Origin of the sequence: Halomonas denitrificans, assembly GCA_019800895.1 — a bacterium.
Classification (GTDB): Bacteria; Pseudomonadota; Gammaproteobacteria; order Xanthomonadales; family Wenzhouxiangellaceae.
Window position 1 is genome coordinate 904,165 of sequence record JAHVKF010000001.1, and the last position, 16,335, is coordinate 920,499.

At 69.9% G+C, this 16,335-nt stretch carries 10 protein-coding genes; 4 read left to right on the forward strand and 6 right to left on the reverse strand.

Annotation, left to right across the window (positions count from 1 at the left end):
* Positions 1-14: 14 nt before the first annotated feature.
* Positions 15-2,183: a hypothetical protein gene (locus KUV67_04105; GenBank protein MBY6204049.1), complete on the reverse strand. Its 2,169-nt coding sequence runs from the start codon at positions 2,181-2,183 to the stop codon at positions 15-17.
* Between the two features lie 302 nt (positions 2,184-2,485).
* On the opposite strand from KUV67_04105, the gene KUV67_04110 reads away from it, so the two are divergent.
* Positions 2,486-3,781, forward strand: a complete 1,296-nt coding sequence (locus KUV67_04110) for an Nramp family divalent metal transporter (protein MBY6204050.1) — start codon at positions 2,486-2,488, stop codon at positions 3,779-3,781.
* Here the strand turns inward: KUV67_04110 and KUV67_04115 are convergent, their stop codons facing one another.
* Positions 3,782-5,605 (reverse strand): sulfotransferase, encoded by a 1,824-nt coding sequence (locus KUV67_04115; GenBank protein ID MBY6204051.1) that lies wholly within the window; start codon positions 5,603-5,605, stop codon positions 3,782-3,784.
* Positions 5,606-5,743: 138 nt separating this feature from the next.
* Between KUV67_04115 and KUV67_04120 the strand changes: the two genes are divergently transcribed.
* Entirely contained in the window at positions 5,744-9,553 is a 3,810-nt protein-coding gene (locus KUV67_04120; GenBank protein ID MBY6204052.1) for an IPTL-CTERM sorting domain-containing protein, read from the forward strand.
* Between the two features lie 70 nt (positions 9,554-9,623).
* Here the strand turns inward: KUV67_04120 and KUV67_04125 are convergent, their stop codons facing one another.
* Both KUV67_04125 and KUV67_04130 read right to left on the reverse strand, forming a co-directional pair.
* Positions 9,624-11,240, reverse strand: a complete 1,617-nt coding sequence (locus KUV67_04125) for a tetratricopeptide repeat protein (protein MBY6204053.1) — start codon at positions 11,238-11,240, stop codon at positions 9,624-9,626.
* A 4-nt stretch (positions 11,241-11,244) separates the two neighbouring features.
* The gene (locus KUV67_04130; protein ID MBY6204054.1) at positions 11,245-12,978 is read right to left on the reverse strand and encodes a CRTAC1 family protein; all 1,734 of its coding nucleotides are present in this window, start codon (positions 12,976-12,978) and stop codon (positions 11,245-11,247) included.
* Between the two features lie 99 nt (positions 12,979-13,077).
* Here KUV67_04130 and neuC point away from each other — a divergent pair, with 99 nt between their 5' ends.
* Complete coding sequence (neuC, locus tag KUV67_04135) at positions 13,078-14,304, forward strand: UDP-N-acetylglucosamine 2-epimerase (hydrolyzing) (GenBank protein MBY6204055.1); 1,227 nt, start codon at positions 13,078-13,080, stop codon at positions 14,302-14,304.
* The gene (locus KUV67_04140) at positions 14,301-15,407 is read left to right on the forward strand and encodes a DegT/DnrJ/EryC1/StrS family aminotransferase (GenBank protein MBY6204056.1); all 1,107 of its coding nucleotides are present in this window, start codon (positions 14,301-14,303) and stop codon (positions 15,405-15,407) included. Before neuC ends, KUV67_04140 begins: the two co-directional genes overlap by 4 nt.
* 1 nt (position 15,408) lies before the next feature.
* Here the strand turns inward: KUV67_04140 and KUV67_04145 are convergent, their stop codons facing one another.
* Both KUV67_04145 and KUV67_04150 read right to left on the reverse strand, forming a co-directional pair.
* Positions 15,409-15,795: a hypothetical protein gene (locus KUV67_04145; GenBank protein ID MBY6204057.1), complete on the reverse strand. Its 387-nt coding sequence runs from the start codon at positions 15,793-15,795 to the stop codon at positions 15,409-15,411.
* The gene (locus KUV67_04150; protein MBY6204058.1) at positions 15,792-16,325 is read right to left on the reverse strand and encodes an RNA polymerase sigma factor; all 534 of its coding nucleotides are present in this window, start codon (positions 16,323-16,325) and stop codon (positions 15,792-15,794) included. Before KUV67_04150 ends, KUV67_04145 begins: the two co-directional genes overlap by 4 nt.
* Positions 16,326-16,335 lie beyond the last annotated feature (10 nt).

The following is a 16,335-nucleotide window of genomic DNA, read 5'->3' on the forward strand; positions in this document are numbered from 1 at the left end:
TCGATCTCCCTTGCTCAATCGGTCTGGATGACGGACGTGTCGGTGACCTGCACCGCCGTCCCGCCGGACAGGATCATGCTGGCCGCCTGGCCCTGCATCTCGACAGTGACCGCGGGGTTCGCCGACGGATCGAGCAGCGAGCCGTGGCTACCTGCGATGAAGCGCGTGGCGCCGCGAATACCCATCGGGTCCTGGGTGGTTCCGGTGATCGGGTCCAGCCCCATCACGCGGATCAGCGGCTCGGTGCCCGACAGCGGCGCACCCGGCACGGCGTTCGGCACGACCGTATCGCCCGCGACCTGGTGGAGCAGGATCGAGTTGTCCTGCACGGTGACGCGAGCCCAGTTGATCGGGTCGGCGGAGTCGACGACCGTCTGGGCCGCGCCCAGGAACTGGAAGAAGTCCGGCGAGTCCGGTTCGACCCCCGCCTGCTGCAGGCCGGCGCGGATCACCGGGCCGAAGGTCTGCGAACCGGCGAGCAGGTTGGCGATACCGCCACCCGGAACCGAGAGGACCGCGTTGTTGACGGTCGGCTCGACGCCGAGGAACGCGGTGCCGACGATCGAGCCCAGGGACAGGCCCGTGAAGTTGATGTTCGAGCCGTCGAAGTCCGGCAGCGAATCTCCGTCGACGTCGATGTTCGGGATGTTCAACGCCAGCGTCGACAGGTCGACCTGCGCCTGGCGGTTGTTGTCCCGCGCGGTCAGCAGGCTCTGCAGGTTGATGAAGTACGCACCGGAGCCGTCGATGTTGCCGTCCGGACCGGGTGCGCCGGTCGCGTTGTCCTGCAGGTCGAGATCGAAGGTGCGCTCGGTCGCCCCCGGAATCGCCGCGAACGGCGTGTTGCCGATGTACAGCGCAGCCAGCGGCTGGCTCGGGTCCGTGGGGTCGGTCTGGGTGATGCCGTGCAGCGGCAGGTCCATCGAGACCACCGCGAAACCGATCGAGGCCATGGTGTCCGCGATCGCCAGCGCCTGCGAGCGATTGCCCGTGATGCCGTGCTGGAAGATCACCACCGGCCAGCCGCCGGCCGGCTTGACCTGGCCGGAGAACTCGTTCGGCACGGTCACCAGGATCGGCGCGACCTGGCGGGCGCGTTCGACCGGAATCGGGTTCGCGACCGTGATGTTGGTCGAGGTCGGGTCGAGACCCAGCGAATCGAAGGGCGGGATGTAGTTGCCCGGCGCGGCTTCCCAGAACTGGTTCAGGGGCGCGGTCGGGTTCTCGGCCGACGGCACGCCGAGGAAGTACGGCAGCTCGACGACGCCGATCAGCACGTCGGCGATGCCCGGCGACGCACCCGGCGGGAGCACGTCGGCCGTGGTCAGGCCGGTCGGTGCAACCTGGGCCGAGGTCGGCGACAGCGTCGAACGGACCACGCTGAGCACCGGGGTGATCGACTGGGTCGTCGCCGTCCAGGACAGCACGATGTCTTCGCGCGCGATGCCCGCGAACGCGGACGCGGCGAACTCACGGGAGTTGGTCAGCTGCCGAAGCGGCTCGAGGGCCTGAGCCGTGGCGTTGTCGAGCAGCGGCTCCGTGCTCACGCCGCCCGCGGTCACGAGGGGATCGGTCCGCTTGGAGAGGAAGTAGGTCTGCGAGGGCGTGGCGATATTGCCGGCCGGGTCCTCGACACCGTTGGTGACGATCGCCATGTAGGCCGTCAGCTCCTGCAGCGGCACCAGCGGCACGATGGCGATCGAGGCGCCGTCCGGTCCGTTCGACGTGACCGAGGTGACGTACTCGACGCCGGGGGTCAGCTCCCGGTTGACCTGCTGGACCGCGATGCTGCCCTGCACGAGCTGCACCTCGAACATGCGAACGGTCGAGCCGGGGACGACGGTCGACGCGTTGATCTGGTCGGAGAACGAGAAGCTCCAGGGGGTGACCGTGCTGAATCCGTCCAGCGCGTTCAGCGCCACGGTCGGATCGCCGAAGTCGGTCGGATCGGCAACCGGAATGTTCAGGGTCAGGTCCGTCGTCCCCAGGAACAGCAGGTTGATGGGAAAGGGCAGGAGACCATTGGACGGATCGTAGACGGCCGTCAGGGTGTCGGTGGTCAGGCCGCCGTCCGGATTGGTCGCCGGCTGGGTCGGCACCGAGCGGTCGGTGCTCGAACTGCCGCCGCAACCCGCAAGGATGGTCAGCGCCAGCGCGAACGCCGGGATCAGACGATACTTCATCAGATTTTCTCCCCGAAGCTTGAGCTTGTCGGTCGTTATTTATGTAGGGCTCCGGCCGGAAACGGGCAGCGGCTCGGAATCGCCCTCGTATGATATGAACAGGCTCCGCGCGAATGCAAGCGGCACAAGGCTTCCCCCGTTCGATTCAAGAGCGTACCCGAATCGGCGATGCCGCGGGTCACCGTCGCCCCGACGACGAATCCACACCCTGTGCATCGAAGATCCTCGCAGTCGGCACGCAGCGTTTGCGCACCGGGGCCGACTTCGGGCAAGGTACGCGCTTTCCCGAGCGACCGATTCCGATGACTGCACCCCGCACCGCCTCCACCCTCCGCGCCGCGATCGGCCCGGGCCTGCTGATGGCCGGCGCGGCGGTCGGCGTGTCGCACCTGGTCCAGTCGACCCGAGCCGGGGCCGAGTACGGCCTGGCCCTGGCCGTGCTGGTCGTCATCGGCTGCGTCCTGAAGTTCCCGTTCCTCGAGTACGGGCCGCGCTACGCCGCGGCGACCGGGGAGAGCCTGGTGGCCGGCTATCGACGCATGGGGCGATGGGCGCTGGGGCTGTTCGCGCTGATCACGGTCAGCACCATGTTCATCGTCAGCGCCGCGGTCACGCTGGTGACGGCCGGCCTGACCGGCCTGCTGTTCGGCCTCGACCTGTCGCCGACCGCTCTCTCGGCGTTGGTGTTGACTGCATGCACGGCACTGCTGGTGTTCGGCCACTACCGCGCTCTCGACCGGATCATGAAGATCATCATGGCCGGCCTGGCCCTGATCACCCTGACCGCGGTCGTGCTGGCGCTCGGCGCCGTCGCCGACGGCGCCGGTTTCGAGCGTCTCGCCGCGAGCCTGACCGACGACCGCCTACGCACCGGTGCGACGCTGGGCTTCGTGCTCGCCCTGCTGGGCTGGATGCCCATCCCGCTCGACGCGGCGGCATGGCATTCGCTGTGGACCGTCGAACGGGCGCGGCAGACGGGGCACCGTCCGAGCCTCCGCGAGGCCGCCGTCGACTTCCACATCGGCTACGCCGGGGCCACGCTGCTGGCGCTGGCCTTCCTGCTGCTCGGCGCGCTGACCATGTACGGCACCGGGTCGGAATTCGCCGGCGGGGCCGTGGCCTTCGCCGGACAGTTCGTCGACCTCTACGCCCGCAGCCTGGGCGACTGGTCGCGCCCCTTGATCGCCGCCGCCGCGCTGGCCACGATGCTGTCGACCACGCTGACCGTCATCGACGCCTTTCCGCGCGTGCTGCGCGCTCTCATCGAACAGGCAGCGGCCACGGGCGACGCCCGGGAGCGACCGGATCCGGCCCGGCACCGCGCCCTGTACCTGTCGGGCCTGGCGCTGATCGTGGCCGGCGCACTCGGCGTCATCGCCCTGTTCGGCGCGCAGTTCACTTCGTTGATCGACTTCATCACCACCGTGTCCTTCCTCGCCGCCCCGGTCGTGGCCTGGCTCAACCTGCGGTTGCTGACCGGCCGGTGGACGCCCGAGCACGCCCGCCCGGGACCGGCGCTCCGGGGGCTGTCCTGGGCCGGGCTGCTGTTCCTGGTGGCGTTCTCCCTGATCTGGATGGGCTGGCGGCTGGCCGGCTGATCAGTCGGCGGCCTCCAGTCGGCGCTGGATGCGCTGCCAGGTCGTCTCGACCATCGGCAGCACCCGCTCGAGCGCTTCTGCATTCCGCTTCCACTTGTCGGGATCGGGCCGGGTCAGCGTATGGCGCGACAGCGGCAGCTCGCCGTCGACGCGCGGCGGCGCCAGGTCCAGTTGCGAACAGAGGAACTCCAGCGTACCGCGCGGATCGTCGATCAATGTCTCGTAGCGAACCGGCACGACCCGGTGGAACGCAGCGGCGTCGAGCGCATCGAGAATCGCCTCGTGCGCGGCCTGCCATTGGCGCGCAGCAATCGTCGCGACGTCGTCGGCCGGCAGGTCCCGCCAGCCGGGAATCAACAGCAACGACCACGGCGGCCCGTTCCAGCCTGGCAGCCGTGGGTAGGTCACGAAGCGACCCGATCGCCACGCGTCGATGATGCTGCTGATGTTCTCGCGCGGGTGCCGGACCAGGTAGACCAGCTGCATACCGGGAAAGACCTGCCTGAGAAACGGCAGACGGAGGGCATTCTTGGGGGTCTTCTCGAGCAACCGCACTTCGGGTCCCTTCGCGGCCAGCCCCTGTTCGCCCTCGTGCGCGCGCACCGCCTGCACGAACCGCTGGCGCAGGGTCTCGATCGTGGCGCGGTCCGCGTCCTCCGCCGACAGCGCGTTCGACGCAAAGCCCCGCCCGGCCGGATCCAGTGCCGGCACGCCCTCGATCACTCCGTGGCTTTCGCCGCCGACCGTGACCGCGACCGGCGACCGGGCCATCGTCTCGAACAGCAGCGTGCTGCCGGACCGGGGCGCCGCGGCGATGACCACCGGCCGCCCCATGCGCACGCCCGGACGAGCCTGCCGATCGTTCGCGGACGTCGCCGGTGCCGGGGGGGTCATCGCGCTCCCGATCAGCACCTTGTCGAGCACACCGAAGACGTCCGCTCCGTTCGGAAACTGCAGCTGGCCAGCAAAGGGATCGAGACGTTCCCGCAGCCCATCCAGCGCACGTCGATAGGCTCCGTACCCTTCCGCTCCGGCGCCATAGCGGGCCCAGAGACCGCGCCATTGGAACCGGAAGCGCTCGAGCACGGCCTGGAGCTGGCGTTCGACCTCGGCCGGCGGATCCGCCGCGCGGAGATCGTCGAGCATGGCGGCGATCAGGCTTTCCTGCTCCCAGGGCGACATGACCTCCGGCGCGTTGGTCGTTTCGAAATGCAGCCTCGGCGATTCGCCGGCGGCATAGGGAATCTCCGTGGGCCGGAATCCGGCGCGCGGCTCGTATGGATCACTCGACCTGGCGAGCAGGTCCCAGAACGGTCCCGAGCCGACCGTGTCGCAGACCAGGTGGACGCGCGGCGCGCTGTCCGGATTGGTCACCTTGTGGATCTTCCAGGTATCGAAGACCCAGCACTCGCCGGCCTGCATGTGAACCGACCGGTCGCCGCAGTGGAAGCGCACGCCCGGCGAGGTACGGATCGGCACGTGGACCCGCATCCGCTGGTGCCAGTAATAGTTCTCGTCGAAATGCGGCTTGGCCTCGGCGGCGCCGCCGATCCGCATCAGGCGCGAGCGGCCGATCACGGTCGCGAAAGACGCCATGACCTGTTGCAGGTACGGGCACCGATCGAGCACCGGCGTCGGCGCCATGGTGCCGGCCAGGTCGTCGTTCTGTCCGCCGCCGGCGGTGACCAGCAGCAGCGCGTCGTTGTCGACGAAGCCCTGCGGATGGGGGCGCCACGCCGACGCGGGCACCGCGTCGATCTCGGCCTGGAGGCGCGCGGCATCGAAACGCAGCGGCAGCTGCAGGAACTCGGCGGGTAGCTTCATCGGATGCATTGATTCGTGGAGACGATCGGCCTATTATCCACCCGGGGAAGTTGTGACACGCATCAAATAACCAGCGTGACGACGAGAGATGGATCGTATCCGTCATTCGTTGGCGCCAACTCGAGGGAGAACCCAACGATGTCCGGAGCGATACGTCCGTCCCGCCTGCACGCCGCCGTGCGTGAGGCCCTCTCGACCCTGCGCCGTCCCACGGCCTGGGCCTCTCTCGGCCTGGCCGCCGGCGGCCTGCCGGCACTGCCCGCGCTGGCTCTCGACGAGGGCGCAACGGCGACCGCAACCGTCAGCGATGCCGGACTGCACCGGGCTGCACTGGTCGTTGTCGACGCGGGTGTGGCTGAAGGTGATGCGCTGTTGGCCGGGCTGCCGTCCGGCGCTCGGGTCATTCGGCTTCCCGGCGACGCCGACCCGCTCGGTGCCCTGACGGCTCTTGTGGCCGCCCACCCCGGCACCCGTGAATTGCACCTGGTCACGCACGGTGCGCCGGGCGAACTCCGTTTTGCCGGCGGCGCGGTGACCGGGCGTGACCTGGCCCGCTACGCCGCTCGCCTCGAGACCTGGTTCGGCGACGGCCGCGGCGGCATCGTGCTGTACGGCTGCGACGTGGCCTCGGGCGCCTCCGGCAGCGAGTTCATCGAAATCCTGGGCCGGCTGACCGGCGTTCCGGTCTGGGCCTCGGACGACCCGACCGGCGATGCGGACCGCGGTGGCGACTGGACGCTCGAGCGGTCGACCGTCCTCGCCTCCCGCGCGCCGATCTTCGGCGACGCCGCACGGGCGGAATTCACCGGACTGCTCGGCGGCTTCACGGTCACCGACGGCGGCGACAGCGGTCCCGGCACGCTGCGCCAGGCCGTGCTCGATGCCAATGCGGCACCCGGCCCGGACTCCATCGATTTCGATCCCGGCCTCAGCGGCAGCACGATCACGCTGACGACGGGCGAGATCGACATCACCGACGATCTCCAGATCAACGGTCCGGGCGCGCCGAACCTGACGATCAGCGGCAACGACGATTCGCGCATCTTCGATATCGCCCCCTCGGCCTCCGAAGTGACGATCTCGGGGCTGACACTGACCGAAGGCTTTGCCTACAACGAAGACGGCGGAGCCATCCACAGCCTGGCATCGAGCCGGCTGACCATTGCCGATTCCGTGATTACCGGCAATCAGGCCTACGCGCCCTACTACCTCAACCGAGACGCGCATCGGGGCGGCGGGTACGGCGGCGGCAACGGCGGCGGCGTGGCGCAGTTCGGCGGCGAACTGGTCATCACCGGCACCACCGTATCGAACAACCAGGCGAAATACGACGGCGGCGGCGTGCTGTTCAACGGCACCTACGGCGACGACCTGCTCCAGATCGATCTGTCGACGATTACCGGCAACACGGCCGGCGCCTTCGGCGGGGTCTACTACGGCGGAACCGGCTTCGGCGGCGGCATCTCGATCGACCGGGGCAACTACGGCGGCACCCTGACCATCTCCAACACCACCATCGCGTCGAACTCGGCGACGACCGGCGGCGGGCTGTCGTTGTACGCCGATGCGTTGAGCAGCCAGAGCGATGGAGCCGCAGTGCTCGGCACCCTTACCATTTCCAACTCCACCGTGCAGGACAACACCGCGCGGCGAGCCGGCGGCGGCCTGTTCCTGTACGGCGAAGAAGACATCAACGCGATCCTGATCAGCGACAGCCAGATCCTCGACAACCAGGTGCAGGCGCAGGGCCCGCCGCTTCGCGGAGGCGCCGCCAACGGCGCCGGCGGCGGCTTGCTGTTCTCCAACGACTACGGGCTGGGCAGTCTGACGGTGCGGGATACCACCATCAGCGGCAACTCGGCGACGGTCGGCGCGGGGGCGCTGGTCATCTTCGAATCCTACGGGTCGACGGTGCTGTTCGAAGACAGCACGATCAGCGCCAACACGGCGACCGCCGGGAACCCGGTTCGCGAGCGAGGCGGCGCGACCTACGGCTTCGGTGGCGGGCTGGCCCTGTTCAACGAAGAAGGCATCTACGGCAGCCCCTACGGTTCGCTGACCCTCCGCGACACCACGATCAGCGGCAACTCCGCAGACAACGGCGGCGGCGGGGTCGCCGCCTTCACCCGCGACGTGTTCGGAGGACCCGTTCGCAACGGCGACCCGAGTCGCGGCCTGGTCCGCTCGGGCGGCAGGCGCGGAACCGCCGAGCGGGAGCGCGACCGTCAACGCGGCAGTTACTACTCGTTGCTGAGCGAAGTCACGGTCGAGCATTCGACCATCAGCGGCAACGACGCGCGATTCGGCGGCGGCATCGCTGCCGCAGGGCGCGGAACGCGGGGCCTGCTTCTGCTCAACAGCACGGTCAGCGGCAACAGCGCTTCCGACAGCGGCGGCGCCATCGATCTCTACGGCACGGGCTACTACATCAACCGCGGGATTTCCTCGATGCGGCTCGACGCCACCTTCGCCACGATCGCAAGCAACACGTCGACCGGCCCGCGCGGAGGAAACGGGGTCGGCGGCATCCGGATGAACGGGTACGCGACCGCCGACCTTCGCAACTCGATCGTCGCCGACAACGGCTACGACATCAGCGGCTTCGCCTACGCGGACTCCTCGCTGATCGAGGACGACAGCCAGGCGACGATCGTCGGCAACAACACGCTCACCGGAATCGATCCCCAGCTCGGTCCGCTGCAGGACAACGGCGGCCCGACGGAGACCCAGCGTCCGGACCCGGCCAGCCCGGTCATCGATGCCGCCAATCCGGCCTTCGCATCGCCGCCGGACTTCGACCAGCGCGGCGCCGGCTTCCCGCGCGTTGTCGGTGCCGCACCGGACATGGGCGCGGTCGAGGGCGAACTGCCACCGAACATCGCGATCGCGCCGGACCCGCTCGACTTCGGGGTCCAGAAGGTCGGCGAGACCAGCGCCCCGCAGTCGGTGACGATCTCGAACACCGGCGGCCAGCTCGACGTCAGCGCAGTAAGCGCCGCAGGCGGCTCGTTCGCCGCCGCGGGCGGTACCTGCGGTGGAGCGCCATTCAGCCTCGCGGATGGCGAAAGCTGCACGCTCGACTTCACCTTCACGCCGATCGCCGTGGGCGTCGACAGCCTGAACATCACGCTGACGACCAACGACGGCGACGGCCCCGATACCTTCCTGCTGACCGGTGAAGGCGCGCTCGGGGAGCTGGACATCACGCCCGCTCCGGTCGAGTTCGGCAACGTCACGGTGGGATCGACCAGTGCGCCGCAATCGGCGACCCTGGAGAACATCGGCGTGGTCGACGTGGTAGTCAGCGCGATCGAGGCGGCGGCGGCCCCGTTCGCGGCTGCCGGCGGCAGCTGCGGCGCCCCGCCGTTCACGCTGGCGCCGACCGCGACCTGCACGGTCGACTACACCTTCACGCCGGCCGTGGTCGGCCCGGCGACCCAGACGCTGGACGTGACCAGTGACGGCAGCACCTCGCCGGACCCGATCGATCTATCCGGAACCGGCGTCGGTACGCCGACGGTCGGCCTGAGTACCAACGACGTCGACTTCGGCACGATCTCGCTGGGCGTCGGCGGCACGGCCCTGGTCACCTTGACCAACACCGGCACGGTCCCGCTGGACATCTCGTCCATCACCGATCCAGCACCGCCGTTCTCGCTGACCTTCGGCACGCGCGGCGCGACCCTGTGCTCGAACCCGCCGTTCACGCTGAGCCCGTCGGCCAGCTGCGATCTCCAGGTCGGCTTCGACCCGGTCGCAAGCGGCGCCTACGCCTCCAGCTTCGACATCCTGAGCAATGCGCCGAGCTCACCGGACACGGTGAACCTCCAGGGCAGCGCCGGGGAAGCGATCGCGATTCCCACCCTGGGACGCTGGGGACTGATGCTGCTCGGCGGCGTGATGGGCCTGCTCGGCTGGCTCGGCCTGAGGCGGCGCGGCACGAGCTGACCCCGGAAACGGAGATCTCGAAGACACGCGGCCGGGCCTCCCCGGCCGCGTTTCGTTTCAGGTGCCTCGATCAGTCGAGTCGGAAGCGCGGGTCGTCCGGCGCGAACGGCCGCTCGGCGGTCTGCTCGGCCTCGTAGCGGGCCAGATTGGCCTGCAGGTCGGACCGCCGCTCCAGCTCGCCGGCCTTGAGCGCCTCGAAAATGGCCGCGGCCTGCAGGTCGACCGCATCGGTGAACCGTCCCAGCGCGGCGTGGACCATGGCCAGGGTCTCCGAGGACGCCAGGCCCGGGCGGGCGTCGTAGATCCGCTCGCTCCATTCCAGGGCCTCGTCGAGGGCGTCCGCGTCGACGTCCAGGCAGCTCGCCCTCATGCGGGCCAGCGCGGACAGCAGCGCGGCATCGCGGGGGGTCGTCGCGTCGAAGGCCGCCTGGAAGTGCGGACGAGCGGCTTCGCAGTCTCCGCTCGCCAGGCGGGTCATGCCCTGCCAGTACAGCATGCGGGCGCGTTTCGCCGGCGCCTCCGCCTGCTCGGCCAATTCGGCGAACTGGCCGGCGGCGCGGTCGAATTCGCCCTGGTGGAGCCAGATCCGGGCACGTCCTTCCAGCGCCTCGGGCATGGCCGGCTCCAGGGTCAGGGCACCGGCGTAGGCGCCCAGGGCCTGCTCGATCGAGCCCGTCAGCGCCTCGACCTGGCCGAGCACGACCCAGTCCTCGGCGCTCATGCGGCCGAGTTCACGGAGCTGGCGCAGCGCGTTCCGGGCCAGTTCGTACTGACCGGCACGCGCCAGGACCTTGCCGTAGGCGGCGACCACGTCCGGGTTTTCGGGGGCCAGGGAAACGCCGCGGCTGAGCATCTGGACCGCGGCGTCGAAGTCGCCGCGATCGGCCTGCGCGAGACCGGCCTCGAGATAGAACTGCGGGCTGCGCGACAACTGCTGGATTCGCAGCATGATGGGGTCGTCGATCGTCGGTTCGCCCTCGCCGGCGCGATCGAGCGCGACGCGCGCTTCGTCGACGCGGCCGAGGTCGCGAAGCGCCTGGCCCAGGGAAAAGTACAGGCGTGTGCCGGCCGGATCGATCGCCAGCGAGCGGCTCAGCAACTCAACCGCGTCCTCGGCCCGTCCGTCGACCAGCGCGGCCCGGCCGAGACCGCCCAGCGCGGCCGGAGCCTCGGGCGCCAGCCGCAGCGCGGCCTCGAAATCGGCCTGGGCGGCGAGCACGTCGCCCTGCTCCAGCAAGGCCCGACCGCGGCGAATCCGGGCAGGCACCAGGACGTCGGGGAAGGCCTGGTCCAGCGCCTCGCTGAAGCGCGCCACGGCCCGCTCGGAGTCGCCTTCCAGCGTGGCCAGCACCCCGAGCCGATAGGCCAGGTCCGACCGGCCCGGCTGCAGCGCCTCAACCTCTCGCCACGCCGCACCGGCCTGGGGCAGGTAGTCGTGGGCGAAATAGGCATCGCCAAGGGCCAGCCAGGCATTGGCCCGGGTGATCGGCTCGTCGGTGTTGTCGAGCAGGTCGGCCATCGCGTTGCGCGCCTCGGTCAGGGCGTCGCGCACAGGTCCGGCGGCATCGCTCAGGTCGGGGGCCGGCACCTCGGGCAGCCGATCGTCCTGCGCTGCGGCACCGGATGCGATGACGAAGGCGAGAACGCCGGCCAGCAGGGCCGGCAGGACATCGAAGGTTCGTTTCATGGGGTCACTCTTCTGCGGATGGAGGCGGGGCACCCTGGCCCCGCACGAGTTCATGGTAGACATCGACCTCGAGACCGGCGAAGCGTTCCCGCTGGCCGTCGGGCCAGCGCACTTCGAGCTCGACCGGCCCGGCATGCTCTCCAAGGGCGAGCACGGCCCGCGGATCGTTGGCCGAGGCGTAGGATCCGTCGCTTCGAGCCCGGGCCGCGAGGGTGAGCCCGTCCGGCGAGATGACCCGAACGCTGGCCGGCAGCGCATCGCGACCGCCGTCGGCATCGCGCAGGTCGACGCCGATCCAGCGCGGGCCCGCATCGGTCACGTTGTGCAGCAGCTGCGCGGCACCGCGATTGTTGGCGACGACCACATCGACGCGACCGTCGTTGTCGAGATCACCGAAGGCCGCGCCTCGCCCGGTCCGTTCGACCTGCAGCGCCGGACCGGCGCCGGCCGTGGCATCGCGGAAGCGGTCGTCCCCGCCGGCGAACAACTGGTCGGTCTGGTGGTACGGCCAGGAACGGTCGCCTTCGACCGGCGGACCGTCATCCTCACCGTCGCTCACCACGCCGCCGTTGGCCACGAAGAGGTCCAGACGCCCGTCGCGGTCGAAGTCGACGAAGGCCGTACCGAACCCGGTCTTCGGCAGGCTCGGCGGGCCGAGGCCGCTGCTCGCCGTGGCGTCCGTGAACCAGCCCTGCCCGTCGTTGCGGTACAGGGTGTTGGTCTCCCGGACCAGGTGGGTGACGAACAGGTCGAGATCGCCGTCGCGGTCATGATCTCCGGCGTCCACGCCCATGCCCGCTTCGGCGGCGCCCGAGGCGTTGACCGCGTTCCCGGCCAGGAACGCCTCGTCGACCCAACGTCCGTCGCCCGGATTGAGCCAGTACTGGTTCGGCGTGCCGTCGTTGGCAACGTACAGGTCGACCCGGCCGTTGTCGTCGAAATCGGCGGCGACCGCGCCCAGTCCGGGCTGCGCGGCCCCGCTCAGGCCGACCGCATCGGAGGCATCGCGAAACGTGCCGTCGCCGAGGTTCACGAACAGCGCATCCGGCGCCGGCGGATAGGCCGAGGGCGAGCAGTAGTCGAGCCGGCTGCTGCCGGCCGCCCGGCAGTCGCGATGGCCCTCGAAGGACCAGTCGACGTAGTTGACGACCAGCAGGTCCAGGCGCCCGTCCCCGGTGACGTCGGCGAAGCTCGCGCTGACGCTCCAGCGCGGGTCGCCGACGCCCGCCGTTTCGGTGACGTCCGAGAAGGTGCCGTCGCCGTTGTTGCGCCAGAGCTGGTTGGGGCCGACGTTGAGGACGTACAGGTCCGTGTCGCCGTCGCCGTCGTAGTCCGCCGCCGCCACTCCCTGGCCGTAGCCGCGCGCGTCGATGCCGGCCTCGCCGGTGACGTCGGCGAGGCGGATCGGGCCGCCGGGCTCGGTCACGTTGCGGTAGAGGCGGTCGCCGTGGGAACGATCGGCCGGTGTCGCTTCCGGGCCGAAGCGGCCGCCCTGGACCAGGTAGAGGTCGAGGCGCCCGTCGCCGTCGTAGTCGAGCAGCGCCGCGCCGCCGCCCATGATCTCGGGAAACCAGAACCGGCCTTCGGCGCCGTTGACGTATTCGAAGTCCAGCCCGGCCTCGGCCGTGACGTCGGCGAACCACGCGGACGATGCGTTTGCCGGCGCGGCGGTTGCCGCTGCGGCGACCGTGAGTGCGGCGAAGAGCGCCGGAACCGGACTGCGTGGAAGAAGATGCATGGGCCTAAACGTGCGAAGCGGAATCGTTCACCAGAAGCCGGTCAGGATACCGGACAATCGAGTTCGACACCGCCCGCCCGTGGACGCTGGAACCCGACCGTGACCGACGCTGCAGATCGCCCCGACCGCCCGACACCGCGCCGCATCGCGGTGGTCAGCACCTCGCGCGCCGACTACGGCCACCTGTACTGGGTCCTGCGCGCGCTGCGGGACCGGCCCGAAATCGACCTGCGGATCATCGCCACCGGCGCCCACCTTGCACCGGGATTCGGCGAGACCGTCTCGGCCTTCGCCGAGGACGGCTTCGAGGTCGAGGCTGCGCCGGAGTGCCTGCTCGACTCCGACAGCGACGTCGGGATGGCGAAGTCGATCGGCCTGGCCACCCTGTCGCTGGCCGACGAACTCGGACGCCTGCGTCCCGACCTGCTGCTGCTGATCGCCGACCGCTACGAGATGCTTGCGCCGGCCTCGGTCGCGCTGGCCCTGCGCATCCCGATCGCCCATATCGAGGGCGGCGACGTCAGCGAGGGTGCGATCGACGATGCGGTGCGCAACGCGCTGACCAAGATGGCCCACCTGCACTTCGTGCCGACGACCGCCGCGCGCCGCCGCGTGCTTGCAATGGGCGAAGCCGCGTGGCGCGTGCACCGGACCGGGGCGCCGTCGCTGGATCACCTGGTGCGCAGCGAGCTGCCGGACCGCTCGGACCTGGCGCGCCGCCTCGACATGGACCTCGACCCGGCGCCGCTGGTCGTGGCGGTCCACCCGGTGACCCTGGCCGACGATCCCGTCGCCGACGCGCGCGCGCTCTTCGACGCGCTCGGCTCGGCTGACCGCCGGGTCGACCGACCCATCGTGTTCTGCCACCCGAACGCCGACACGGGACACGCGAAGATCCTCGACGCGATCCGGGCCTTCTGCAGCGACCATCCGCGTGCCCGCTACTTCACCAACCTGGCCCACCTGGACTACTGGGCGCTGCTGAAGAACGCCGCCGCGCTGGTCGGCAATTCGTCCAGCGGCATCATGGAATCGCCGTCGCTCGCCCTGCCCTGCGTCAATGTCGGCATCCGCCAGGACAAGCGCGAGCGCGCCGCCAACATCATCGACTGTGCCGGCGAAGCCGACGCGATCCGCAGCGCGATCGCTGCCGCGCTGGATCCCGCCTTCCGTGCATCGCTGGACGGCATGACCAACCCCTACGGCGACGGCACCGCCGGCGAGACCATCGCCCGGGTGCTGGCCGAGACCCCGATCGACGAGCGGTTGCGCATCAAGCGCGCCGCCGAGCTCGTCGAGGGCGACCCGCCCGCGTTTCGCCCGTGAGCGAGGCGCGCATTCCGCTGGCACGTCCACGGGTCGGCGAAGACGAGGCCGAGGCGCTCCGGCGCGTGCTCGAATCGGACGTGCTGAGCCGCGGCGAGGCGCTGACCGGCTTCGAAGCCGACCTCGCGGCGCTGGCCGGCACACGCTTCGGCATCGGCGTCAATTCAGGCACCAGCGCGCTGCAGATCGCCCTGGAGGCGCTCGGCATCGGCGCCGGCGACGAAGTGATCACGGTCAGCTACACGTTCATCGGAACGCTCAACGCCATCGTGCGATGCGGTGCACAGCCCGTGCTGGTCGATATCGATCCGTCGACGAGCAACATCGATCCTGCGCAGATCGAGGCCGCGATCACCGAGCGCACCCGGGCGATCCTGGTGGTCCACCTGTTCGGCAGGCCGGCGCCGATGGACGCGATTCGATCACGGGTCGAGGGCCGGCAGATCGCGATCGTCGAGGATGCCTGCGAGGCGATCGGCGCGCGCTGGCAGGGACGGCCCGTCGGCGGCCTGGGCGATGCGGGGACCTTCGGCTTCTACCCCAACAAGCCGATCGCGACCGGCGAAGGCGGCATGATCACCGTGAACGACGCGGAACTGCAAACCCGCTGCCGCCAGTTGCGCAACCAGGGCCTGGACCCGGTCACCGGAACCCGCCACCCGTGCCGGGCCGGGCTCAGCGCGCGCCTGTCCGAGCTGCAGGCCGCGGTGGGCCGGGTTCAGGTCCGACGCCTGGACGCATCCCTGACCGAGCGTGCCCGGATTGCCGAGCGCTACATCGAGCGGCTGGGCGATCACGAGGGGCTGGAGCTGCCGGCGCCGGCTGCCGATGGCGACACGATCAGCTGGTTCACGTTTCCGCTACGGGTCAGCGACCGGGCCACGCGCGACCGCGTGCGGGCCGCGTTGGCCAAGCGGGGGATCGAAGCCGGGATCTACTTCGAACCGGCGCACCGTTTCCCGCCCTACGACCGCTCCTCGCTTCGCCATTCCCTGCACCAGACCGAGACGATCGGTCATCGTGGCCTGGCCCTCCCCCTGTTCCCGGGCCTGGCCGAGGACGACCAGGACCGGGTCTGCGACGCGGTGCGCGCCGCAGTCTGAATCACTCGGTGCCGGCCGCGCGATCGCGGGTCAGCGCGATCTCCAGCCGCTTCAACTCGCGGGCGGTCCAGCTGCGGTCGCGCTCCAGGTTCATCTCGAGGAAGAACCAGATCTTCAGCATGCCCACGCCGTTGAGCGTCACCACCGCGATCAGGCCCCAGAACACCCGGTCGTCGACGCTTTCGGCGACGAAGAAGTGGTAGCCGCACCAGAACGAGATGGCCGTCATCACCAGGGTCAGGACCATTCCGTAGGCCGCCCATGCCCTCCAGCCGCCGGTGAACACCCGGTACATGGCGCCGAACAGGCTGCGTTCGGCCAGGGTCACGTCACCGAGATCCTTGTCCCGGCGTTCGAGTTCTTCCGCAATCTTCCTGTCGATGTTCATTTCGCATCTCCTTCGATGACGTCCTGCAGTTGTATCCGCGCCCGGTGCAGGCGCGATTTGACCGTGCCGAGGGGCACGTTGTGTACGTGAGCGATCTCGCGCATCGCAAGACCACGGCGGTAGAACAGCTGGAGCGTTTCGCGCTCGACCGTCGGAAGCGCCTCGAGCGCTGCGTCGATCGCCAGCGATCGATCGCGAAGACCGTCCGGCGCGGTCAGGGCCGCCGGCTCGACGTCGTCGATCGAGGATTCGGCCCGGCGTTGGCGCCGCCGGACCAGGTCCAGCGTCCGCCAGCGCGTCGCGTGATAGATCCAGCTGCGGAAGGCGCGCGGGTCGTCGAGCCGGCGCAGGCGGCGGGTCACGGTCAGCCAGGCGTCCTGCACCGCATCGCGCGCCAGGGCGAGGTCGCCGCACAGGCTCGTGGCGTAGCGGACCAGGTCCAGGTGATGGTGGGCGACCAGGGCGTCCATGGCGGCGCGCCGTCCGGCCCGGGCGTCGAGCACCAGCAGATCGTGTTCGGCTTGTCGCATGACGGTCCTT